Origin of the sequence: Streptomyces sp. NBC_00207 (genome assembly GCF_045160965.1) — a bacterium.
GTDB lineage: Bacteria > Actinomycetota > Actinomycetes > Streptomycetales > Streptomycetaceae > Streptomyces.
Genome location: NZ_CP130715.1, coordinates 2127514 through 2150161, shown reverse-complemented (window position 1 = coordinate 2150161; position 22648 = coordinate 2127514). Strand labels below are relative to the sequence as shown.

General features: G+C 66.0%; 27 protein-coding genes. 17 read left to right on the top strand and 10 right to left on the bottom strand.

Annotated features, from left to right (window positions below; all coding sequences use genetic code 11):
- The first annotated feature begins 63 nt into the window (after positions 1 to 63).
- Entirely contained in the window at positions 64 to 192 is a 129-nt protein-coding gene (locus tag OG472_RS10290) for a hypothetical protein (protein ID WP_266843005.1), read from the top strand.
- On the opposite strand, the gene OG472_RS10285 is transcribed toward OG472_RS10290, so the two are convergent.
- Positions 189 to 1475, bottom strand: coding sequence for a hypothetical protein (locus OG472_RS10285; RefSeq protein WP_405829140.1), 1287 nt, complete (start codon positions 1473 to 1475; stop codon positions 189 to 191). The two genes, OG472_RS10290 and OG472_RS10285, sit on opposite strands and share 4 nt — an antisense overlap.
- A 58-nt stretch (positions 1476 to 1533) precedes the next feature.
- Positions 1534 to 1998 (bottom strand): hypothetical protein, encoded by a 465-nt coding sequence (locus OG472_RS10280; RefSeq protein WP_405829138.1) that lies wholly within the window; start codon positions 1996 to 1998, stop codon positions 1534 to 1536.
- 2192 nt (positions 1999 to 4190) lie between these two features.
- Here OG472_RS10280 and OG472_RS10275 point away from each other — a divergent pair.
- A complete protein-coding gene (locus OG472_RS10275; protein WP_405829137.1) occupies positions 4191 to 4442 on the top strand; it encodes a hypothetical protein in 252 nt (83 codons plus the stop codon).
- 57 nt (positions 4443 to 4499) lie between these two features.
- Positions 4500 to 4979 (top strand): SLOG family protein, encoded by a 480-nt coding sequence (locus OG472_RS10270; RefSeq protein WP_405829135.1) that lies wholly within the window; start codon positions 4500 to 4502, stop codon positions 4977 to 4979.
- 103 nt (positions 4980 to 5082) lie between these two features.
- Here OG472_RS10270 and OG472_RS10265 read toward each other — a convergent pair whose 3' ends face one another.
- Positions 5083 to 5418 carry an Lsr2 family protein gene (locus OG472_RS10265; protein WP_401612866.1) on the bottom strand — a complete coding sequence of 112 codons (336 nt, stop codon included), beginning with the start codon at positions 5416 to 5418 and terminating at the stop codon, positions 5083 to 5085.
- A 210-nt stretch (positions 5419 to 5628) separates the two neighbouring features.
- On the opposite strand from OG472_RS10265, the gene OG472_RS10260 reads away from it, so the two are divergent.
- From OG472_RS10260 to OG472_RS10250, 3 genes are all read left to right on the top strand, one after another.
- Positions 5629 to 6648 (top strand): hypothetical protein, encoded by a 1020-nt coding sequence (locus OG472_RS10260; protein ID WP_405829133.1) that lies wholly within the window; start codon positions 5629 to 5631, stop codon positions 6646 to 6648.
- A gap of 607 nt (positions 6649 to 7255) precedes the next feature.
- Positions 7256 to 7501: a hypothetical protein gene (locus OG472_RS10255; RefSeq protein ID WP_405829131.1), complete on the top strand. Its 246-nt coding sequence runs from the start codon at positions 7256 to 7258 to the stop codon at positions 7499 to 7501.
- A gap of 20 nt (positions 7502 to 7521) precedes the next feature.
- Positions 7522 to 8325 (top strand): lysostaphin resistance A-like protein, encoded by an 804-nt coding sequence (locus OG472_RS10250; RefSeq protein WP_401612875.1) that lies wholly within the window; start codon positions 7522 to 7524, stop codon positions 8323 to 8325.
- Positions 8326 to 8862: 537 nt separating this feature from the next.
- On the opposite strand, the gene OG472_RS10245 is transcribed toward OG472_RS10250, so the two are convergent.
- Together OG472_RS10245 and OG472_RS10240 are read right to left on the bottom strand one after the other, a co-directional pair.
- Positions 8863 to 9225 (bottom strand): hypothetical protein, encoded by a 363-nt coding sequence (locus OG472_RS10245; RefSeq protein ID WP_405829129.1) that lies wholly within the window; start codon positions 9223 to 9225, stop codon positions 8863 to 8865.
- A 234-nt stretch (positions 9226 to 9459) separates the two neighbouring features.
- Positions 9460 to 9690, bottom strand: coding sequence for an HAD-IA family hydrolase (locus tag OG472_RS10240; RefSeq protein ID WP_405829128.1), 231 nt, complete (start codon positions 9688 to 9690; stop codon positions 9460 to 9462).
- 343 nt (positions 9691 to 10033) lie between these two features.
- Between OG472_RS10240 and OG472_RS10235 the strand changes: the two genes are divergently transcribed.
- The 5 genes from OG472_RS10235 to OG472_RS10215 all read left to right on the top strand — a co-directional run bounded on the left by OG472_RS10235 (position 10034) and on the right by OG472_RS10215 (position 14169).
- On the top strand, positions 10034 to 10492 hold the full coding sequence (locus OG472_RS10235; RefSeq protein WP_405829126.1) for a hypothetical protein: 459 nt from the start codon (positions 10034 to 10036) through the stop codon (positions 10490 to 10492).
- A 278-nt stretch (positions 10493 to 10770) separates the two neighbouring features.
- Positions 10771 to 11217, top strand: a complete 447-nt coding sequence (locus OG472_RS10230; protein WP_401612881.1) for a hypothetical protein — start codon at positions 10771 to 10773, stop codon at positions 11215 to 11217.
- A gap of 230 nt (positions 11218 to 11447) precedes the next feature.
- The gene (locus OG472_RS10225; RefSeq protein ID WP_328964222.1) at positions 11448 to 11975 is read left to right on the top strand and encodes a hypothetical protein; all 528 of its coding nucleotides are present in this window, start codon (positions 11448 to 11450) and stop codon (positions 11973 to 11975) included.
- A gap of 8 nt (positions 11976 to 11983) precedes the next feature.
- Positions 11984 to 13219 (top strand): MAB_1171c family putative transporter, encoded by a 1236-nt coding sequence (locus tag OG472_RS10220; protein ID WP_401612884.1) that lies wholly within the window; start codon positions 11984 to 11986, stop codon positions 13217 to 13219.
- Between the two features lie 320 nt (positions 13220 to 13539).
- The gene (locus OG472_RS10215) at positions 13540 to 14169 is read left to right on the top strand and encodes an HAD-IA family hydrolase (protein ID WP_405829123.1); all 630 of its coding nucleotides are present in this window, start codon (positions 13540 to 13542) and stop codon (positions 14167 to 14169) included.
- A gap of 330 nt (positions 14170 to 14499) precedes the next feature.
- Here OG472_RS10215 and OG472_RS10210 read toward each other — a convergent pair whose 3' ends face one another.
- Positions 14500 to 15375: a helix-turn-helix domain-containing protein gene (locus OG472_RS10210; protein ID WP_405829122.1), complete on the bottom strand. Its 876-nt coding sequence runs from the start codon at positions 15373 to 15375 to the stop codon at positions 14500 to 14502.
- A 239-nt stretch (positions 15376 to 15614) separates the two neighbouring features.
- Here OG472_RS10210 and OG472_RS10205 point away from each other — a divergent pair, with 239 nt between their 5' ends.
- A complete protein-coding gene (locus tag OG472_RS10205; RefSeq protein ID WP_405829120.1) occupies positions 15615 to 16133 on the top strand; it encodes a hypothetical protein in 519 nt (172 codons plus the stop codon).
- Between the two features lie 454 nt (positions 16134 to 16587).
- Here OG472_RS10205 and OG472_RS10200 read toward each other — a convergent pair whose 3' ends face one another.
- On the bottom strand, positions 16588 to 17073 hold the full coding sequence (locus tag OG472_RS10200; RefSeq protein ID WP_401612891.1) for a LysM peptidoglycan-binding domain-containing protein: 486 nt from the start codon (positions 17071 to 17073) through the stop codon (positions 16588 to 16590).
- Between the two features lie 209 nt (positions 17074 to 17282).
- Between OG472_RS10200 and OG472_RS10195 the strand changes: the two genes are divergently transcribed.
- From OG472_RS10195 to OG472_RS10175, 5 genes are all read left to right on the top strand, one after another.
- A complete protein-coding gene (locus tag OG472_RS10195; RefSeq protein WP_405829118.1) occupies positions 17283 to 17603 on the top strand; it encodes a hypothetical protein in 321 nt (106 codons plus the stop codon).
- 327 nt (positions 17604 to 17930) lie between these two features.
- Positions 17931 to 18329: a hypothetical protein gene (locus OG472_RS10190; protein WP_401612896.1), complete on the top strand. Its 399-nt coding sequence runs from the start codon at positions 17931 to 17933 to the stop codon at positions 18327 to 18329.
- Between the two features lie 149 nt (positions 18330 to 18478).
- Positions 18479 to 18637 carry a hypothetical protein gene (locus tag OG472_RS10185; RefSeq protein WP_401612899.1) on the top strand — a complete coding sequence of 53 codons (159 nt, stop codon included), beginning with the start codon at positions 18479 to 18481 and terminating at the stop codon, positions 18635 to 18637.
- Between the two features lie 264 nt (positions 18638 to 18901).
- Positions 18902 to 19309: a hypothetical protein gene (locus OG472_RS10180; protein WP_401612901.1), complete on the top strand. Its 408-nt coding sequence runs from the start codon at positions 18902 to 18904 to the stop codon at positions 19307 to 19309.
- Positions 19269 to 19814, top strand: coding sequence for a hypothetical protein (locus tag OG472_RS10175; RefSeq protein WP_405941335.1), 546 nt, complete (start codon positions 19269 to 19271; stop codon positions 19812 to 19814). Before OG472_RS10180 ends, OG472_RS10175 begins: the two co-directional genes overlap by 41 nt.
- A gap of 172 nt (positions 19815 to 19986) precedes the next feature.
- Here OG472_RS10175 and OG472_RS10170 read toward each other — a convergent pair whose 3' ends face one another.
- The 3 genes from OG472_RS10170 to OG472_RS10160 form a co-directional block, all read right to left on the bottom strand.
- Entirely contained in the window at positions 19987 to 20370 is a 384-nt protein-coding gene (locus OG472_RS10170) for an HU family DNA-binding protein (RefSeq protein WP_405829113.1), read from the bottom strand.
- Between the two features lie 132 nt (positions 20371 to 20502).
- Positions 20503 to 20868, bottom strand: coding sequence for a hypothetical protein (locus OG472_RS10165; protein WP_405829111.1), 366 nt, complete (start codon positions 20866 to 20868; stop codon positions 20503 to 20505).
- A 40-nt stretch (positions 20869 to 20908) separates the two neighbouring features.
- Positions 20909 to 22648, bottom strand: coding sequence for a hypothetical protein (locus OG472_RS10160; RefSeq protein ID WP_405941334.1), 1740 nt, complete (start codon positions 22646 to 22648; stop codon positions 20909 to 20911).

Genomic DNA, 22648 nt, shown 5'->3' with positions numbered 1-22648 from the left:
CGCTGCAGAGCAGCGCCGGGGGTCTCACTGCCGAATCCATCACATCTTCCGGGGGAGATCGCCATGCCTGAGCGCACCGAGCACACCCTGCTCTACATCAAGTATGTCGACGACGCCCTCGCCGAGCAGGGTGTCGCCGCAGTCGAAAGCGCGATCTCTGGCATCAGCCTGAGGATCAGGCCACCTCCTTAACTGTGCTTGCCCGCGTGCTTCGCGGCGACGGCCTGCTGCTCGACGTGCCGTGCCGCGATGTACAGGCCCTCGCGGTTCAGGTGTCGCGAGTAGCTCGAGTCGAGGTAGAGCACGGGCACATCGCCAGCGGCCTTCAGAAGCGCAGGGTGCAGCAGGTGCTTGATAGGACCCGAGCCGCCGCCGTAGACGTAGACGACCTCGGTCGTCGCACCGGCCTGGGAGAGGACGTCGCCGAAGGAGGAGACGATCTCGTCGACCAGGTAGCCGGCCTCGTCCTCGACGAAGCCGGCGGCGCGCTGGTGACGATTCTTCACCAGCACAGACGGCTTCGCGTGGAGGAAGTCCGCCAGCTGCTTGCGTGAGGAGAACTGCAGCGTGGCGTCCGACTCACTCATGCGCTCCATGGCGTTCATCAGCGCGGTGCCGTAGCCCTCGTCGAGCGTGGCTGCCGCCTCGGGGTTGAACCGCCCATCGGTGAAGACCGGGAAGTTCACGGTGCCCTCACCGATGTCGACGCCGATGGTGTTCTGCACCGCCACCAGATCGGAGGCCGTGACCCCTTCCACGACGGAGGCGTCGCGAGTGCGCAGATCATCGAGAAGAGCCTGGGCCAGCGGCTCGCCCTTGTCGGTGATGGCGAACTGCGCGGAGGCACCCTCGGCCATCACCTGAATGTCGACGAACTGCAGGCGCACCGAGACCGGGGTGCTGAAGTTCTTGATCGTCACCAGGTGCACCGCGGGGTCGGAGCTGCCCAGCAGACCGATGAACTCCGCGGCGTAGGCGTGGCGGCGCGCGACGAACTCGGAGATCGGCAGCGCCAGGCCGGCGCGCACGTGCACGCGCAGCTCGTGATCGGGCAGCGTGCCGTTCTCGCGGACGTAGTCGCGCAGGGCCTTCGCGGCAAAGGCACCCAGGACCAGGACCTTGCTCAGCTCCTGATCAGCCTTGGAGTGCTTGCCCAGTACCTCGAACTCGGTGAACTTCGAGCCGCGCACGCTCAGCGCTGCCCGGCCGAAGATTCGGCGGTCCGACGCCGCTACCAGGGTTGTGGTGAGCGAGCAGTCGAGCTGGTTGTAGAAGTCGCCGGCCATCACGGAGGCCGCATCCGCGTCGGGGAGCGGCACCTTCGGCGAGGTGCGGGAAGTCGAGACGACTGCGCTGGGCAGATCGATCTCGTCGAAGATCTCCCGCTTCGTATTCTGGATGACGCCCTTGACGTAGCCGTTGCCGACGTCGATGCCGCCGGTGAGGGTGATGATGTCGTTGCTGTTGGCGCTCATGAATCAGGTCCCTCGGTGTCTGTGTTGTCTGCCTGGAAAATGAAATTCACCGCGTCACTCAGCGCCGAGTACTCGCCATGATTTCGTCAATGGAGGCCAGCTTCGGCGGCTCCGGTGTTGGGCTGGGGGCACTTACCGCAGGATCCTCGACCGTCTCGACAGGTGTGGGAACCGGCTCGGGTTGGGCTACCGGCGCTGGTGCTGTCTTCTCGACGACGGCGTCGGCCTGGTCGGCGACCACGGGCTGTGGCCGGCGAGGAATGGCGGCCGGACGGCGCTCGGTGACCGCCTCGTCGTCCTCGCGCTGCTCGGTGCTCTCCAGCGGCGGCCGGCCGCGACGCGGCAGCTGCTCGACGGGCTTGTAGTAGACGTCGACGTATCCGTCGCGCTGAATGGACTCCCGAATGAGCAGTCGCAGCGACTGCGAGATGTTCTCCTGCTGATCGAGCCACTCGATCACCGAGGTGTCGGCAGCGGGCACGGTCCAGCGGATCTTGCGAGGTTCACTCGGCTGATTCGCCATTGCACTCACCTCGCCCTTCCGCTCGCTCCTGCACTCCATCCAGTCGTTCGCCGGATGTCTCTCGCTCTGTCACATGGACTCACCGCCCTTCATGTTTCCATTCGGATTCGAATCACTATGAGCTCACTCTAGTGTCCCTATTGAGTCCCATGCAAGTCCCATTCGATACGCGAGTCGGACGCCATTAATGCCCCCGGTCGTCTCTGGCGGGGACGCCTGCGAGACGCTGCAGCGCCCCTGCCGCAGACGACTGGGCGCAAGCCGACGGCACCGTGCGCCTATGAGTCCCACATGCGACACAGCAAGGGCTCCCACGGGACACCTGCGAGACACCTGACGTCAGGGCGTGGTCTTGGGGAAGCCGAACGGAGGTACGCGTAAGCTCCCACTGGTGTCCCGACCGTGCCTCCTCAGAGACACCACGCGGCTCCCCGACGCAGACGTGTCCTCCGAGGGCACTGCATGCGACACCGGGGCGGCACTGTTGGAGCGCGCACGAGACACTGTGCGGACACGCGCGGGACTCTGAAAGACCCAGCAGCATCAGTCGGTGTCTTATACGTGTCCCAGTCGCGGCCCCTGCGTGTTCCGATGGGTCACCGCAGAGACGCGAGGGGAGTGCTGTTTCACGGGGCCGCGAGGCCTGACCGCCCCCTTGCCAAAGCCATCCGGCGGGTACGTTGAGACAGTCACGGACCGCTGGCGGAGCGTGGCCGGCACAGCTGCCAGCGAGACACCGACACAGCGCTGGCGCGGCGGTCGGCACGGCGGCGTCATCGAGCCGACACGGTCGCGCAGAGTGAGAAGGGTCGACGGGGGGAGTAGGCCCCACACCCAGCGAGCGTGCGAGGAACGAAGTGCTTGCGCAGCACGGGCCGTGGGGTGGAAGGGGCTCGGAGGCATTGCTGCGGAGGCGCCCCCTGGAGGAAGACGACAACGCTCCGATACTCCTCGAGCTGCTCGCTGTGCCCGATGGGCAGATGGTCGCCGCAGCCGGGGCTCTCTTCTTCTGATGCATCCACGAGAGACCGCCCCGGGCTCGCCGCGCAAGCGCGAAACGAAACACGGCCCGGGGCCGGATCGTGTGTCGACGAGGTAGTGCCGAACGCCCGCCTCCGGCGCGGTGCGTCACGTGCTGGCACGCCGCCGCGGCAGCACCGGAGCAACTGCCAGAGCACGGCGAATCCAGGTCGGTGCAACCAGCAACACGATGGTGCGAGGCCGGCTACGCCGTCAGCGGCGAGCGATGAAGCAGAGCGTTATCCACGGCCGAAGCGACGGCGTCGCGCGAGGACGGATCCGCTGCTAGGCGAGGGCTGTGCCGCCTGCGGCAGCACGGTGGTGAACCGGAGCTGTGCGCCGTCGGGAGCAGACCCGTACCCCGCCTCGTTCGTGCCTCACGAGGACGGATCGGCACAGGGGTACGGCCGTATCCGGAACGACGAAACAGCGGTACGGCCAGAAGGTGTGACGACCAGGCGAAACGGCCAGACCCGTACTCCCGCCGCACGAAAGGGGGGAGGGGTACGAGTCGAGAGGGTACGGACCGTTTCCCCTGATGTTCCAGGCTTCCGCTCATGCTCCAGTCGTGGAACAGCGGGGACGGCGACAAGGAAGTGAAAGGGCATAAGGGAAAGTGATAACGCGTGCCCTGCGGACCCTCGCTCCGCTCGGCCTCTTTACTGCGCTCCGATGACGTGTCAGGCATAGCCCGACGGGTTTCCACCGGTCGCTGAGCTCGCCGGTCCCTCGGCCGCCGGCGTTCCCTCTGGCCATGCCCAGCCCTGCGCTCGAGAGGCGAACCCCAACGCTGCCCCGCCGCAGTTGTCCACAGACGTGCGGACCAGCGAGCGGAGAGGGCTGAAGGGTGCGGCAGTGGATAGGCGGGCGGGCAGCGCCTGGCTCAGGCGAGAAGTGACGCTCCGCGCGGTGGATCGCATTGCGATCCGGCCAGGGGTGGATCACTCAGGCGGGATCTTCCGGGTCGTCAGCCAGCAGGGCTGGCGCGGGAGCTGAGCTGAACATCGAGATCGCACGGACCCCACCGGGGTCCGCACTCGATGGTCGCCACCCCACCCGAGTCCACGCAGAGGCACAACATCGACACGGTCCCAGCCTGAACTCGTCCTGCGATAAAGGAGCCTGCTGCGTGCCGAAGTTGTAGCAGTCGAACAGCGAAGCCGTCGCCGAGCATGCGCTCCGGCGAAGTCAGGGACGTCGATAGTGTCGACTTCACCGACGACGAGAACAGAACGGTCGTCACCGTGAGCATCCCCCGCAGCGGTGACGGGATGTACATCGCCCACCTCATGCCGATGTGTAGTGACGATCAGATCCGCGTCGAGCTCCATCGGGAGAAGGGCCTGGCCGTGATCGGGTCCAGTACCGGCTGGCCGGAATGGGGCAGCGGCATGCAGGCCGCCGCGCCTGCCCAGACGTCATGACCACAGCTCTCGATTCCAGCTGTGGAGACCACCGAGTCATAAGGAGAGGAGACTCGAATGATTGCTGAAATGATTCCAGAATCGTCCTCGCGCGTCGTCCTCGTCACCGGTTCCCGCAGCTGGAACGACGCGAAGAGCATGCGTGAGACGTTCAGCGACGCCTGGCGCGGCTGGGGGCCCAAGAACGCCACCCGGCCGGTGCTTCTTTCGGGGCACTGTCCCAAGGGGGCCGACAGCATGGCTGAACTGATGTGGCGGGAAGCAGGCTCCGAGATCACCATCCTTCCCGCCGATTGGTCGGCCACAGGGGAGCAGCCGGCTTCCAGCGGAACCAGGAGATGGTCGGCGCCGCCCAGGTCTTCCGCGAGGCCGGGGCTCAGGTGCTGTGCACGGCCTTCCTCAACCTCTGCCGGCAGCCCGGATGCCCGAAGCGAAGCCAGGAGCAGCTCATGCCGGATGCATCGGGGCACTTCTCGCACGGCACCATCCACTGCAGGGCTCGAGCGCGAGCTGCGGGGATCAAGGCGACCAACGTGATCCATCCCGGTCTGAAGACGCGCGAAGGGCCCTGCAGTGTGCTGCAGGGCCCTCCGGGGGCGAACGGGAGAAGTCGGCCAGGAGGCGAACATCAGGCTCAGCGCTAGTTGCTCCGATCGATGCCGTGAGCCTCGTCGTAGGCCTTCATGACCTTCTTCGGGATGCGCCCCCGATCCGCGAACTCGTGGCCCTTCTCCTTGGCCCACTCGCGGATCTTGTCTCGCTCCTCGGCAGTCGTCTCAGGTACGACTCGCTTCTTGGGTGCAGGCTTCCCGGCTTTCCGGCTGACCTCCATGTACGACTTCAGCGCAGCCTCAAGGTTCTTCTTCTCTTCAGCTGTGAGATCGACTTCGTACCAGGTGTCTCCCAGGCCGAAGGTCACGGTAGCCGCATCCGGCTTACCGCTGAGATCTGACTCGACAATGCTTCGAATAGCCATACTGGCGAGAGTAGCTGATGCGCAAGGACTTTGGAAAGCCTGTCGCAATCGTTCGACATAAGTGTGCCATTTGGGGCCCGAATGATGCTCAAAGGTGCTGGTGAATTGGCAGAAGAAGTGACTGTTACTGCTAGAATCGCAGTAACGTTGAAAGGCGTCTCATGCCCCGTTCTCCACCGACCAGCGACCCCGATCGAGAGGGCCTCCACGATGTCCACGCTTCATGCCGTCGACGACCACTCGCTCGCCGACGAGGACATCGACCTCTTCATGCTGCTGTGCCAACGCAGAGGATGGTCGGATCAGTACCTGAAGGAGATCGAGTCCACCGAGCACGACGAACTCCTGGACCTGGCCGAGATGGTCGAAGCCCTTCATGACTCCCGGAGCGCGGGCAAGAAGATCAGCATCGCCCCCGACTTCTACATGGACGGCATCTCCTCTGGCGTCCTCGGCCACGCAGGCCTGTCCGAGCATGGCTTCGACGTCGAGCTGCACCTGCCCGACTACCGCCGCGGCCGCGAGCTCGCGCCCGAGGGCGTCGCCGAGATCCATGCGAAGTGGCCTGATACCCGGGTTCTGCTCACCTGCGACGGCGGAGTGAACTCCCACCGCGGTATCGCCGCCGCGCGTGCCCTGGGCTGGACGACGTTGGTGACCGGCCACCACGAGGAGCTCGCGCCGGGCTCGACCGCGGACATCACTGTCGACCCGTGCCGGATCGACGAGACCTACGCCCATACCGGGATCTGCGGTGCCCACGACCTCTACCGGGTGATCGAGGCGTACACCCGCGTGTACCGGCCCGGGAAGCTCTGGGAGATCCGCCTGCTGCGTCTGTTCGCCGGCCTCGGCACTGTCTCCGACGTCATGCCCGTGCCGTACGAGAACCGCCAGCTGGTGCGCGATGCGATCTCGATTGCCCGCCTGCTGCGCGTCGCCGCGCCGAAGACCATCCCCAATCCCTGGGGTGGGTTCGACGCCGACCCCGATGCCATCGACATCGACATCGACATCGACATCGACATCGACGTCGAGCAGTCGATGCTGATGCAGCTGCTGCGCACCGAGCCGCATCACCCGGTCTTCCTCCGGGCCTTCGAGGGCTTCGCGATCGTGCTCAAGGCCTTCGCCCAGGCCGGCAAGATCGCCGGGGACCAGCCTCTGGCCCCGTGGGTGTACCTCTTGGACGCCCCCCGGGCACGTACGGGCTGCTGGCCAACCGGATGATGGGGATCAACGGCCACCCGGTCGTCCTCGTCAACCGGCCTGCCGGCCCCGACGATTTCGTCAGCGGTTCCGGCCGCGCGCCGAGGTGGTTCGACATCATCACCAGCCTGGAGCAGCACGACGGTCTCAGCGCCATCGGACACCAGCAGGCCTGCGGCGTTCGCGTCGCGAAGGCCGAGAAGCTGGGCGACCTAGGTCGTCCCTTTCGGATCTTGTCGGCCGGGCCCGCGGCGTCCGGTGCCGTACATGGCAAGGCGGAGGGGTGCAGCGTGTACTGGACGTACTCGGGCGCCCCGACAACCTGGGGGTCTCTCCGGAGGGAGTCTGGGGGATCAGGTGCGGTGCCGGGCGTCGCGGGTCCGGCAAGATCCGGAAGAGACGGCCTGGCCGCCGTGCTGCAGGAGACCACGCAGGTTGCCCTGCTCGCCGTCAGCGCCGATGGCCCCAAAGGCGATCTCGTGCTCGGCCCGGACGCCGACTGTGACGCCGGCCTTGAAGATCTGCAGCCGCTGTTCGAGCTGGTGCGCCGGACCGAGGGCCTCAAGCCCTTCGGTACGGCTTCACCACGCCGGTCGTCGAGATCGCGATCGAGTCCCTGGGCCTGCGCGTGGACCGGATCGGATCCGAATCGCACTACCTGCGCCTGGTCACCCGGTCCGGCCCGTCCTGCCTGTCCTGCCTGTGGTGGAACGTCGCTGAGGAGAAGTTCGACGTGATCCAGAGCTTCGTGCAGCGCGCCAGCCGTACCCAGCTCGGGACGCTGCGCTTCACGGCGACGTTGCAGCTGAACACCTTCCGCGGCGACACCCGCGTCCAGGCCGTCATCAACGAACAGATCACCACGGCTGCTTGAGCCCCGTAGAGGAGAAGACCATGACGACGCCACCGACCACTTCGCGTCTGCTCGGCATCGGGTGGTGCGCCCTCGTGCCGTTCGCCGTCATCGCGGCCTACCTCGGTCTGGGCACCGTCGCAGTCCGCCTCATCGGCGAGCCGATCGTCGCGACCTCCGTCCTGGGCATGCTTGTTGTCGTCCTGGTCGGCTCAGTGAGGATCCAGCGGCCCCAGTGGCTCGCGCATGCGCCGGCCCCGCGACCGAGCATGGAAATTCCGCGCTTCGGGTGGACCGCCGTCGGCTGCGCGGTTCTGGCATTCCTCGCCGGGCAGTCGCTGGCCTTGTGGATCTACGCCGCGACCGGGTCCACAGGCTTCGACGCGTCGAACCAGACGAGGCACGCGGCTGGAGTGCTGGCGACCCTGCTGCTCGCCATGGTCGCGGCTCCTGCGGGAGAGGAGGCCCTGTTCCGAGGGCTGGTCTACCCATTGCTGCGCAAGCGGGTGAGCATCCTCGCTTCCACGCTGGTCACCGCCGTGGTGTTCGGCCTGCTGCACGGCAACGCCGTGCAGTTCGCCTCGACCCTGCCATTGGCGGTGCTCCTGGCCCTGATCTACGAACACACGCGCGTGCTGTGGCCCTGCGTGCTCCTGCACCTGGGCTTCAACCTCGCTGCCGCCCTTGTCCCAGCACAGGCGCTCTTCGCTCTGGCGAACCCCGTCTCCGCAGTGCTCCTGTACCTGGCTTTCGCTGGTTGTGCCTTTGGGCTCTACCGGCGGGTCGCCGGCTTGACCGCGCCAGGCGCAGTCCAGGCCCCGGGAGACGAGTCCGCGATGCAGTGAGCGAGGTACTCAGCCTCTTCTGGAAAACGATGGTGCCCTCCGCACTGGACCTGACGGCCTGCCAGCCACCGGTCCCGCGTACGGAGGGCATGTTCGTGGTGACTGGGGCGATCCGGCCACCGGGGGTGTGGCTGAAGGTAACTATTCGAAGCGCAGTCGCCCCTGAATCGCGCCATCTGAGCCTCGCGCTCGTCAGAGCACGCAAAGAGGCCGGAGAGGCGAGAGCCTCAGGGCATTGAGGATGTTCCTGCGGCTCCACTCCCGATGGGGCTCGTCCTCGCCGCCTGTGAGCCGCACGGCGGCTCGGTGCGGAAGTCCGCTTCACCTTGGTCGCCAGGGGGCGCGTCGGGCTGCCGGCGGTACCACAAGACGTGGTGCGCACCTGAAAGCCGCGTCTGACCTGGGCAAACACTTGTACGGCGAGGCTCTTTCCTGCGTCAGGTGTACCCCGTGGAAGCGCCGACGTGGTACGACGTTTTGTCTGGTCAGCCCTCGCTTCCCGTCGATGTACCACGAGGACCACGTCTTTTTGACCGTTTACATAGGGGACGCATTCGGGAGTGATCTGGGCGGCTCCAGCCTCAGCTCACCAGTCTGCTGCCTGACGTCGGCTCCATGTTCGTCCAGCAGCCGGCCGTAGATCCGCTTGACGGTGTGCCGCTGCTTGCGCGGTGCGGTCAGATCGGCCGTGAGGATGCCGTCGATCAGCGGCTTGTAGGAGTCCAGCCGTGTTTCCCGCGGCTCCATCTTCTTTTGTGGTGTCGGCAACGCCGAGATCAGGGCCTTCTGCACGGTCTCGTAGCCGACGCCATACTTCCGCATGAGCGCCCGCAACGACATGCCACCCCTGGCGTCACGACGGATCGCCGCGTACAGATCGACCTTGGACTTCAGCAGCACCCGGGCCCCTCGTCGTGCAGAGCACAACCATGCTCCCGAAGCAAGCATCGAGGTGTTCTCGAAAGCGGTTCTGGCACAGATCTTGGGGAGTGGTCGCGGAGGGTGACGCTGTCGTTCGAATTGCGAGGGGTGATAACGAATCCCGCCAGCCAGATTTGGTTGGACGAAGACCTTCGCTGGTTCCCGTCTCCGTGGGGCCAGCGTCGACCACGCTGAAGACCGGCCAGGCCGACGTCATCCGAGCGGAACCCACTCTGGGGCCAAGGGCCGGGCATTCAGATGAGCCGCGATGCGCGTGATGGTCCGGGCGTTGTCCTCGAACAGATGCGCCTGCATGCCCGCCGCCTGGGCGGCCGCAACGTTGACTGCGACATCGTCGATGAACAGGCAGGTTTCCGGCCGCACACCCCGCCGCTGGAGGCCGCGCTGCGCGTTCCGTGGCCGCACGTCGTGCGCAGCCCTCACCAACGGCGAGCCGCGCTCTCGCTCGATGCCTGCGCCCGGGAACTCGTGTTCATCGGCGGCCCGCTACTCGTCCTGGCCCCGCACACCCTGACCGGCACCACCGTCGTGCTCATCGCCACAGCGGCGATCGTGCTCGCCGGGTGCGCGCTGTTCCTCACCGCACCGCCGGCCGCCCCGCACGTGGAAGCCGTACTGCACCCGCACGCACTGGCTCGGCCCGATCCGTACCCCTGGTCTGCGCGCCCTGGCGGCAGCCCTGTTCGGGGCGGGCATCACCCTGGGAGCACTCAACGTCGTCGCCCTCGCCGCCGCCGAACGTCACCACGCCGAGTACCTCTCGACGATGACGCCCGCGGCGCTCGCCGTCGGCAGCCTGATCGGCGGCCTCCTCTACGGACGCCGCACCTGGCCCGGTACGCCGACGCGTCAACTCCGCACGCTCGGTTGCGGCTTTGCGGTCGGCTCCCTGCCGACGCTTGCCGACCCCGCCCCTGCCCTGGCCATCACGGCCGCCGTACTGCCCGGCCTCTTCCTCGCGCCGCTGCCGGTGACGGCCTTCCACACGCTGGACTTCCTCGGCCCCCGCCTACTCTCGGCCTGGCTCATCGCCTCTCTGGGCCTGGGACAGGCCGGTGGGATCGCACTCGCGGGGCTCGTGCCAGCGGCCACTGCTCCCGCGGCAGCCGCAGGTGTTGCCGCCGGCGGGGCCGCAGCCGGGTCCGTCGTGCTGCCGCCACTTCACCCCTGCTGCCGACCGCCCTCCGGTGGCGGCTACTCAGCCGAGCCGCCGACCAGACCATGAGAGAAGTAAGTCAGCCTCCCCCGCATAAGGGTTGGGGCAGACTACGGCGAGCATGGATCCCGGGCGCACCCGAACGTGCGCTAAATCCAGTCGACTTGACAAGATCGTTACGTGTAGGGATATCGTACGATCTCTCATCAAGTGGGCTAGATGGTCAACATCTTTGGTTGACCTGGCCATACTGTTCAGTTCCGCAACGGGGGTAAGGCCAGTACATGCGGTGGAAAGCTCGCCGCGTCGGCAAGGGGTATGCGGTCAGCCGCCGTGCCGTACGCAGAGTGGCCGGGAACATCGTTGAGGAAACCAAGCGCCGGGCGCAGCCGTTTGACAACATCTTCCCCCCGCGCAGTGTCCGCGGATCACGACCAGTCCACCGCATTGCCACCCGGGCGTTCACGGGCGCCGTCATCGCGATGGCCTTCGTGTCCACCGTTGCGTTCGAGGTTGTCGCTGAAGTTCCGTACTTCATGGAACCGCACGCCGGCGTCTTGGGTCTGCATATAGGCATGGGCCTGTTCTGTCTCTGCACCGCTGCCGTCGCGGTCTGCGCGGCGCAGCGGCGCGGCGCGGTCAAGCAGACACCCCGGCGGGCGGTGAAGCCCGGCAGGGTGGTGATGGCCGTGGCGATGGTGCTGGACGTCGTCTACGACGTGCTGCACATGGTCACCACACGTCTTCACGCTGGGCAGCGAGGCGGGGGTTCACTGCACACGCGGAAAGTCTGACGACTACTGGCTCAGCCTGCCGAACGCATGCCTGAGCGCGGGGCGGGTGGCGCCCCGAAAGTAAACGGGGCAGGGGCGAGGGGGACGGGGCGATGAGGTGGGCTGCTCGACGGAAGACCGCCCGGAGCGGGGAGAGTGGCGGGTTGCGTGCAGAACCAGGCGGTAGAACGCCGATGCACCTCGCGAGAGCAGTCATACGGTGGCGCAGGGACCCTTCGCGACGCGCCCTCTTGAAGGAATGCGAGAAGCTGCTTGCCGATCTGCCTGTGCCCACTCCCTTCAGTGTCGAGGCGCTGGTCCGGAACATGGAGCATGCACTGAAGCGTCAGATTCGGCTGGTGCCTTTTGACGACCCGGATGGAGGGCTGGGCACAGCCTGCGGCCTTCGAGTCAGGACGCCGGAGTTCACGGTCGTGCTCTACCGGCGCCGATCCAGCCGGAACCAGACCGAGCACATCATCCTTCATGAGCTGGCGCACGAGTGGCTGGACCACGGGAGCACCCTGACCGATGAAGAGGTCGAGCGATACGTCCCTGAGCACATCCGGGAGGAAGTCCTTCGTCGATTCCCCTCGGCTCTGGTCCAAGGCCGCGTGAACTACGACAGCCCGGAGGAGCAGCAGGCCGAGTTGTCGGCGTCCCTGATCAAGCGGTTGGCCCGCCGTCAGCCGCTGGCCGGCGACGACATGGTCAGCCTCTTGGAGTCCTCGCTCTCCCACCCGGTTGCTCCGCCGCGGCGTGGCTCCAAGAACGAATAACGGACGGCATGCTCGACTTCTTCAGGTACCTGACCGCGGCAGTGATGACCCTCATAGCCGTCTGGCGATTCCCCGCCGTCCGGTACGGTGACGCCCACCGCCGAGCCCTCTGGGGCGGCTACGCCGGATTCTCCGTGGCCTTGTGGCTCTACACACCAGCAGCGATGCAGGCCGTGGACCGCATCCCCGTGATCGACCTGAACGCTCTCCTCAGACACTTCGCCAGCACCGCCGCCATCATCGCGTCCTTGACGTACGTTGCGACCAGCTACGGCAAGAGCTCCGAGGCCGTGGTGCCCCGACACGTCACGGTGTCGCGCTGGATCGCCCGCGCCTCCTACCCGGTGGGCGCAATCGGCGTGACCCTGCTCACCATTCTCTTTTTCACCGTTGTGGACCGCCAGCGGCAAAGTGAAGACTTTCTCAGCGATCATGCAGGGGAATGGGGCGCCGCTGTGTATATGAGCGTCTTCTACTTCTTCCCGCTCGTCACAACCGCCGTCTGCGGCTACCAGTGGTCGAGGGGGGCGCGAGAAGCCGAGGCGACCAGTATGCGAATCGGTCTCAGGCTGATGGGAATCTCGATGTGGATGGGGCTCCTCCACACGGCGGCCCGAATCGTCATCGTGTGGACGGCGGTATTTTTCCCGCTGAGCCATTCCACAGTGGAGATACTCATTGATCTCACGGCGATGTGGATGAACCTGCTCTTCCTGATCGTGGCTGTAGGCGCGAGCATCCCCACCACCAGCGTCGTCGCTGCTCGCTGGAAGACATGGAAGACCCTCTACCGGCTTCATCCGCTCTGGTTCGACCTGGTGAAGGCTTTCCCCGGAACGAGTCTCTACCCGCCCGGGTCGCGCCTGGCCGAGCTGATCCACATGCGGGTCCCGAGCGATGTCCGCCTGGACCGATGGACCCAGGACGTCGCTGATGCCTGCGAGAAGCTCCGGTACTACGCCCCAGAGACGCTCCTGTGGGCTGCTGAGGAGACAGCCGCGTCGCACCCCGACCCCGAGCCGGGCGCCGAGGCGTACTGGATCGCCGCGGCGCTCCGTGCCGCTGCCTCCACAAAGGCCAGCCAGTACGCGACAGGCCCGCTCCAGGAGAAACCTTTCGTCGATACGAACAGCGAGGCAGCTTGGCTCGTGCGAGTGAGCAAGGCTTACGCGGTCATCACCCCGGCCGACGCTCAAGAGCTTCTGCAGCAGTCTGCGGAGCTGAGTCTTGAACCGGACGCGTAAAACGTTGCAGCCCGAAAATGCTATTCGAGTTTCAGGTACTGCTCCTTGCGGCGGAAGAAGTCGACTCAATTGGGAGGTCGCGTGAAATAGGAAATAGACCCCAGGTGCTATTGCCGCCCTTCGGATTCGGGCGGGGCCGCCAGTCCCGCAAAGAGGTGGCCGGTACCGTGGGCCAGACAGTGGGTGGCATCGTTTCCGCCCTGTAAATACCGCCGACCCTGGAAAGCGAAGCGCAGGCGCTGTCGCCGCCACGCGCATGCCGGGGCCGGAACGCTGTCCAGTACGGGCGGCGCCCAGATTCTCAGCACTGGAGTTCCTGCATGTCTCAGCACACCGGCCTCGTCCTCGACTTCGGAGGCGTGCTCACCACACCGCTCCTGCCCGTGGTGCTCGCCTTCGAGCAGCGTGAAGGGCTTCCCCAGGGTGCATGCATCTCGGCCCTGTACCAGGACGAAGAGGGCGTCCGGATCACCAGCGACCTCGAGCGTGGAGCGGTCAGCCAGACCGAGTGGAACGAGATTGCCGGCAAGAAGCTGGGCGTCTCTCCCGACAACTTGATGGGCAGGATCTTCGGAGGCCTGCGTCCGGAGCCGCTGCTGATCAACGCGGCCGCCGCGGCGCGGCGAGCGGGGATCAAGGTGGGCATCCTGTCCAACTCGGTGGGCCTCGCGCCCTGGGACCTCTACGACGGCTACGACCTCGACAAGCTGTACGACGTCGTGGTGATCTCCGAGCACCACCAGCTGCGCAAGCCCGACCCCGAGCTCTTCGAGATCACGCTCAAGCTCATGGAGATGCCTGCCGAGCAGTGCGTCTTCGTGGACGACACCGAGGCGTACGTCCAGGCGGCGGAGCAGCTCGGCTTCGCGGGGGTGCACAACAAGGACTCCAAGCAGACGGTGGCCGACCTGTCGAACCTGCTGGGCGTGGACCTCACCGCCGCGCCGTAGCCGGCCCCCGGGCAGGCGCCTCGTCCAGCCGTCCCCGGCCGTTGGCCACCCCACTGCGAGGTGGCCAACGGCCGGGGATCTGCGTTTTGCCGGTGCGGCTCGGGACCCTGGTCGTACGCGTCAGACCTGTGGGACCACATCTGGTACACGGAAGGTGCCGTTCCGCCCCCGGACGAAGCCCGGCCGTCGGCTACCTCGACATGCCGCATGGGGCGTGCCCCAAGCTGCAGCTCAGCCGCGAAGGGCGTCAGGCTGAGGGCGGGAAGCGGCCGGCTCTGCCATGGCCAGGGGCGGACGGCTCGGCGGCGCTGTCAAGGCGTGGCGCCGTCGTCACTGCTCGCTCTGCTCGCCCGGCAGCTTGTTCTTCAGCTCTCCGACGACTTCGTTGATCTTGGCCATCATGCCGGCCGACAGCCCCGCCTGGTTGCCGCGGGCGGCGAGGCCGAGGATCTGGCCTTGGTGAATCGACCCGAGGAAGCGGATGGCTTCGAGGAATTCACCGGCCGCAGGGCTCAACTCGGCGTCGTCCTGGAAGAGGGCGATGTCGACCTGGAGAGCATGAGCCAGGCCGGCACGTACTGCGTCCGAGGCAGTCGTTGGGGCGCCCGAACGAAGCGCGGCGATACCATCGGCAGTCATGTGCGTCGTGCCGCTGTGCTCGTTGACGGCCTGCGCGATCTGCTCGTTGGACGGAGACGTCTGGCCTGCGTACCCGTGCTCCAGAAGATAGTTGATCTTCTCGCCGACCGTGCGAGGTGCAGACGGACGAGCTTCCCTCAGCGGCCGCACCCTGCGGAGCCCGAACGAGACATCCTGCGCGGCCAGTAGCTCTTCCGTCGTCACCCCGTAGGCGCGCGAGAGAGGTCCCACGTAGGCATCCTGGAGCCGACGCCTGCCGGACTCCGCGTTGCTCAGCGGCACGCGACTGGCGTTGATGGCCTCGGAGGCCTGCGCCACACTGAGGCCGGCGTCGCAGCGAAGCAACTGCAGGTCCACGGCGCCGTCGTAGGGGAAGAGGATGTCAAGGTCCTGACCAAGTGCCGACGCGATCCCTGGGAGTTTCTCCCCCTTGGGGAACTCCTCGCCGCTTTCCCATCGCGCCACGGTCGGGCCGCGGACACCTACTTTCGCGCCCAACTCCTTCTGGCTGAGCTCCTTACCCCGTCTGACAGCTCGCACTCGGCTGCCGTCGAATTGACGTGGCACATGAACTCCTGCGACTTGGCGGTCTGGACCTCGGGTGGCGACGAGAGAACCCTAACGGTAACTGACTTGATCGATCCATGCATCTCCCGTACGTTTCTGTATCGCACCTGATGGTGGGGCTCTGCTCGCGCGTCGATCTTATGCCCTGGTTAGTCCAACGCTGAACTACCCGCCCTGTTCAAGGCGGGTCCACCGGACCCGGTCATGCAACGGCCTAGGAACCTGGAAGGATCCCACCGATGATCCAGTCTCACCCAGAGGTGTCCAGCTCTGGCGAGTTCAAAGGTTTCAACGAAGCCCGGCGCATCATGTGGTGCTACGAGGCTCGTGCCCGCGTGTGCGAGCGGTTCGAGGAGACGAGCTTCATCGGTGATACCAACGTTGCAGCGGTCCACGTCGACAACACCACCAGGGCAGACCGCGTGTTCCTCGTGGCATTCGACGAGGCCGGCCGGCAGGTCGGCGTTGACACGCTCTACATCGACGGGCCGAATCAACACCTCGACATCGCTTCCGAGTTCGACCACGACTTCACTGGGATGGACGTCGTGCCGGACTCGCAGCTTGACCAGGCCATCTCTCGCGAGAACGGCTGGGTCGTCAACCTGAAGGTACTGCGCGAGTACGAGCCCTTGGTCGATCGCCGGGCCACGCAGCGTGCGGTGTTCTTGATGCATCTGCAGGACATGATGAAGACCGGCGATGTCCGCGGATTCCTGTTTGGCCGAGGTGAGTCCGATGAGACTGATGCGGCGTGAGGGACCACGATCTTGTACATCGGACGACCCCGCTGACCAGGCTGTCGGCGGGGTCGCCTGATCTCTGACGCTGTTGCGGCGCCGCATTCTCGCAACGAGGGGGGATCAGCACAGCTGATCCGGGTGTCGAACCCGGGCCGAGTGCAGGCATGCCGTGGACCGGCTCGCGCCGGTCCCGGGTGACGCCTGGCGGTGAGCCCCACGAGGTCAGGCAGTTCGTCTTCGACGCAGTCGCCTTCCAGGAGCGGAACCCGTGAGCGAACCGCTGAGCAGAACGGCATCCTGTCCATGGACGACGAGATCGAGAAGCTGCGCCGGCTGCGCACGCGACTGATGGACCTGCAGGCCGCCGGTCAGCAGAGTTCTCCGCTTGAGGAGACGACGCCCTGACGGCCTCGTGGCGTCAGGGCGTCGATTCAGGCTCGGTACGTGACGGTGTTGCCCTGTCGCGTCGTCACACCGGCGGGTTGAGCAGCGAGGCCCCCGCGTTGATGAGATCCTGAATCTGGATCTTGCTCATCTCGACCAGAATGCCGATCGGAACCCCCGTCGCCCTCGAGATCGCGGCGAGCGTATCGCCCGGCTCGATGGTGGACGGCTTCGTCTTCGGCGCGGGCTCGGCCGGTGCGCCCGATCCGTTGGGTCCGTTGGGCTCGTCCTCGTCCTCGTCCTCGTCGCCGCGACCGGGCGTCGGAGCCGGACTCGCCCCGCTCTCGTCCTGCTTCGCCGTGCTGCCCTCGCTCGGCTGCTGGGCGCTGCCGCCTCCGGCGTCCTTCTCGTTAGGGTTCCCCGGTACCTCGGCCGGGGCGTGATTGCCGTGCAGTGCCTGGGTGAAGCCGCCGTCGGAAGTCGCGAGCTGCGTCAGGCCCCAGCCGGCGAAGAGCGCTGCTCCGCCCGCCATGACGCTGGCCGCGATGAGCGGCCCTTTGCCGAAGCCCATCGGGCCGGCGTGACTCCCGGCAGTCGCCCTCGTCTGTGCCGTCGGCTTCGACGCCGTCCCCACTGGCTCCTGAATCGTAGCCGCCATCCCTGCCTCAACTCCTCTATGAATAGCATGCAGAGTCATCCGTGTCCCTCATCGACATTCTACTCATAGTCGAATCCAAGTCGATACGATAAGGGATTGAATGGTGGCCCGAATCCTGTCCGATGGGTCGCCAACGGATCCCCGAACCATCGACCGCCAGGCCGAACGAAGGAAGCGCACCACCATGGCCAACGACGATCATTCACGCCGAGGTCCAGTTCGCCGATCCGAACAACCCCACCCTCGAGGGGCAGTTCGTTTCCGAGCGCCGCTACGGCTCCCCGAAGCGGCCCGAAACCGGACCCAACTACTCCATCGACTCGAAGGGCACCACCCTGCCGGTCATCGCGATCCCTTCTTCGAAGGGCGACGGCACCTACGACCAGGACGAGTCCGGCCGGGAGCTCGTGCATGGCCTCGACGTCACGCTCGTCCTTCAATAACCGCGGTCTGGCCCACAAGCAGGTGATCGTTCACGAGTAGCTGCGCTACTACAATGCCGGCGGCATCGATCAGGCTGAGCTGGCTGCGCGTGGCATCGTGCTCAACGGCACGCCGCGCTCCGTTCAGGCCGCCCCTGCCAGTGCTGCCCCTCCCGCCGCTGTCCCGGTGGCGACCAAGGTGGAGGACGGCCTGTCCTTTCCGGCCCCGCAGCCTGCGTCCGCACCTGTGGCCGTGGCCGCTCAGGCCCTGGTTCAGACTGCCCCGGCGACCGTCGGTGCTCCGCGCCGGCCTTCGCGTCCATCGAGGACCTCTACGCGCAGCTGGCCGTGAAGGCCAGCGAGAGCTCCGGCGCTTCAGCGTCCGCTGTCGACACCACCGAGGACATGCCCGGCATCCCGTACTTGCAGGCCATCATCGAGCAGACCCTGTCCGGTGCACGTCATCAGCTCCGGGATCCCGGCGACTTCAACCACGACATGTCCCGCTGGGAGTTCTTGGTTCTCGCCTCGCTCTACGGCCGGATGCGGACGCAACTGCGGGCCTGCAGTGCCCTCGGCGTCGAGTACTCGACAGGCGGCACCTCGTGGGTGCTCTACAAGGCTGGGCTCGACGTCATTCCTGCGCGCCCCAAACACAGCGAGCGGCGAAACGGCCGGCCCTTCCTCCTCGACCGGGCGGCTGCGCTCGTGGCTGACCGCGAGGCCCGCTCCTCGTCGACCAACTGACGCTCCATGCCTGTTCCTGCTGCTTCTGCTTCTGCTCCTGGTTCATCTGCTGCCTCCGTCAGCGGGTGAGGCAGGTGACGGGTACTGCGGAGGAGCCGAGTACCGGTGGGGGACAGCGCTGATCGCGCGGAGCGCGATCGGGTGGCGATGTGCAGCAGGACTCCATTGAGGCTGGTGCGACGCCCGCTCCCATGGGCGAACCCGGTATTGGCAAGTCCAGCCTCGTCGAGGCCCTGGCCTACTTCATGGGCACGCAGGCCTTCACGCTGCCGTGCAACCAGCTCGCCGACCGCCCTGGACGACCGTGACCGAGTGGTGGCCCTGTGGCGCTCGCTCGGCATTGTCTGCATGCAGGTCGACGAGGGGAACTTCTGAAGTCGTGACTGTCCATCAATCAGGGGCCCGTGCTCCAGCCCCGCACCGTGCGGGACTGGAGCACGGGCTCCTCCTTCTCTTGCCTGGCCCGCCTCTCGGAGATGGAGTGAGCCATCATTCGACACCCGTATCAACTCGGCGATGACCCTCGTGTGTGAGTCGACAAGAAGTTGATCTCGACTGACTATACTGAAGGTATGACTCGCAACGACAACGCTCACGACAACAGCACTTCCGGTGCCGAGCTCCCGAAGTTCTCTGTCAATGTCGTCCCGACAGGCCAGCTTGGGCACGAGGAACTCGCCACGATTCTGAACCTCTATCGCCGCGGCCAGATCACGCCGCTGATCTTCGGAGACGGCAACAAGCCCGAGGCCGCGATCATCCCCTTTGCCGCGTTCGTGCGCCTCATGAAGTACGACCACGCGGCCCACGTCCACGCTGAGGCTGATTTCCAGGCCGAGCTCTCCCGTCGCATCCAGGAGTCCGACGCCTCCGGCGAGGCGGGCATGACCATCGAAGAGCTGGCCGAGAGCCTCGGCCCGCTCGGTCAGCAGTGGGCGGATGGCCATCGTGCTGCCCAGCAGAAGAAGACCCATGAGTGAGCGTCGGCCTGCCATCCGCTTCCTGCCGACCGCCGGTCTCAAGCAGGACCTCCAGACTCTCCACGACGCTGCGATGGCGCGACCTCAAGGACCACAGGGCCGGCTCCTGCGCGTGGCTCTCAACGAGCTGAGCCGGATCCAGCAAGGCGCGCCGAGCACGCACCCGCTGGAGTACATGCCCACATATCCCGACCTCTCCGATTGCGAGACCACATACGTCGGCGCAGATCCGAATGCAAAGCCCTCGCACCGGATCGTCTGGCGGGAGCACGCGCCCCAGCGCCCGGGCGAGCCCGTCACCCGCGAGGTCATCGCCCTGGGTGAACGCGCGAACGGGCAGGCCTACTACATGGCCGGCCAGCGCCTGGGCCGTCCTGTGGGCTTCACTCTCGCCGAGCTGGCCGCGCAGCGCGAGCCGATTGCGAGTCCCTCGCGACCCGGACGGCGCTTGGCCGGCAGTTTCGACACGCCATCCACGAACGAGCCCGACCTCCAGTTCGAGTGACCTGTACCTGGCCGTGGCCGGCGTGCTCATCGTCCCGGTCAGCGCGCTGGTGCTGATCTTCGTCATCGCCGACGGCTGAGCCTCGCGGCCGAACTTGTCTCATCCATAAAGAAAATCCCCGTGATGCCTGCAGGCATCACGGGGATTTTCCTTTCTGTCGGCTCCTCGCTGTCTACGACGCGGGCCGCAGCTCACGACCTTCAATGACGTTTTCGAACTTGTCGGCATCCCCGATCGCCCCGTAGGTATCGCGTGAGGCGTCGTCCTCATTGCCCGCCAGTCGGCGGTTGAAGCTGCTCGATGCGGAGAACTTGAGAACCACGTAGTCATCGACGTTGCTCTTGCCGAAGCGCACCTTGTGACCCTTATGGTCCTGCCGGTAGAAGCGGCCGAAGCTCGTGAGTACGACCGCCTCTCCGCAGCTGACCGCGCCAGTGAGTTCACCAAGCAGCGACTCGTACACCTTGTTCACCACTCGGACGGGCAACTTGCTGCGAGTCGCGACCCGCGAGATGAATTCGCGCTTACTGACACGCGGTGTCCTCGTCGTTTCCATATCAACACCCTGCCCTATCGTCGTTCATTACACGGTTCCACTGAGAAACCAGTCTATCGGAGATAGGCGTGAGTGGAGAAGAGGAGTTGGGCGTATCAGGTGCAGTCGCCATGCTTATCTTTGCTCATTTGACTAGATTTCCAGATCTGGCTCGATCCCCTCCCGGTCGTCCTCGGGCTCATAGCCGACCGACTCGATGATGGTCCGCGTCTTCGGATCGCGGCGCCGGTTCACGACCTTGTCGTGAGACTCCCCGAACCGCTGCTGCGCCGCCACGCGGTCGGCCGCATCGAGCTTCGCGCCGATGCTGCGCTGTCCGAACTCCATCATCGAACTCAGTGCCGACATCGTGCCCTGCTTGATCGCGCTGACGTTCGGCCTGTTCTGCGCCCGCTGCTGCTCCCATCGGCTCCGATCCTCCGGTGTGACGTAGCCGAACATCCGCGCGAAGCGCGATCCGTACCTGACCTGCTGTCCCTCGTTCTGTTCCTGGTTCATGCCCCTCCTCCTGCTCCTTGTTCGCGTTCCCGGATCGCGCTCAGGTGGGCTGGTAGTCCTCGGAGTCGGCCCCAGCGTTCGGGCGGTTGTCCTGCGCGCCGGCCTCCTGCTCGGCGGACGGACCCGTAGGGCGCGACCGCGCCTTGAGTCGCTGCTCCTCGAAGAAGGCCCCGGGGTCGTCGACCGCCGTCTGCAGTGCTTGCTGCCAGTTCTCTCCGAGGCTCCGCTTCAGCTGAGGCTCAAGATCCGGGTACTTCTCGTTCACTGCCTCTATCGCGTCGACGTAGGCGTTGGAGTAGACCCGCTGCTGCTCTTCGGGTGGCAGACCGTCGATGTCCATGCTCGCGATCATCACCTCGGACTGGTCCAGGCGGTGCTGGAGCATGCCGGGCAGCCCGCTGGTGTCCAGACCCTGCTTCTGCGCCGCGAAGCCGACCAGGTAGCCCAGCATGTTGCCCCCGTAGGCCTCTTGGTCACCGCGGCCCAGTGCGTTGAGAAGCGAGGTCTTCATCGTCTCGGCGAGCTGAACCTGGTGGGCGTCCGCGTCCATAGGCCGGCGCAGTGTGAACATCCCGTCCTCGGGCAGACGCTGGCCCAGCTGGTCGTCGAACTCCCCGCTCCAAAGCGTGTGGACCCGGTCGGAGCCGGCGATCTGCTGCTCGTGTGCAGGGGCCTTGACGATCCGTCCGTGGGCCACGCCGTTGAACATCGTGCGCAGCTCGGGCTCGTACTCCATCCGCTCGCCGATGATCATTCGCGCGCGCTGGACGACCTCCTGGCGCTCCAGCCCGTCTGCACCCATCTGCTCGTGCAGCCGCTTGCGCATCGCCCGGTAGCTATCGCGGATCAGGCCAACGTCCGCGCCCGGCTCACGCATCTTCCAGAAGGCGCTCTCCATGAGCGCGACCTCGGTCATGGCTGCCGAGTCCGGAGTGAACATCTCCCGGTGGCCGCGCTCACGATGCTGCATGGCGTCGAAGCGCTTGCGCCACTTCTTCGTCAGGTGGTCACGCGGATCCGTGCTGCCGATCAGGCGCTCGCGCCGGGCGTCGCTCGGCAGGTCCTTGAAGATCCTCTGCCGGTGCGTGATGCCGCTCTCGGCAAAGGCCACCATGCCACGGGCCCTCGTGTCGATGCGCTCCTGGATCTTGTCCTTGAGGGGATGGAGGTAGCTGTCCATCTCCTTCTTGAAATCCGGGGCGAGCATCCGCATCGTCATCACCATGCCGACCGCCTGGATGATCGAATTGGCATTCACTCCGCGCGAGAGCGGCTTGAGACACGACTGCATCATCATCTGCATGTAGACGTGGTGCATGACGCCGAGATCCTGGGTCCGCTCCTCGTCGTCGAAGCCGGGCACCAACAGCTTCGAGTCCCGTAGCGAGGCCATGTACTTCTCGCCGGCCAGCCGCGTCTCCGCCCTGAGTTTGAGTAGCTGCTCGCGCTGATCCAGGCCCTCGCTCTCGTCCTCGGCTCGGTCGACGTCGATCCCGTGCACGCGCTCACGGTCGGCCATCCGCTTCCGGGTCTTCTCACCGAAGAACTCGCGAGCACGGTCCCGGAGCCGCTCACGCCAGGCGCGCGCACCGTCTGCGTCCTGCGGCCCCGGATCGTCGATCACCTCGGCGTCGATCGGCTCGTCCGAGCGAGAGTCCCAGCGGGCATAGGTGTTGCCTCGCGGCTCACCGGTCCGAAGCCGATCGTCGCCAACCGGAAGCACCTTGATCGCGCGCCGGCGGCCCGCGGGTCCTGTTCCCAGTTCCTTGTGCTGTGCCAT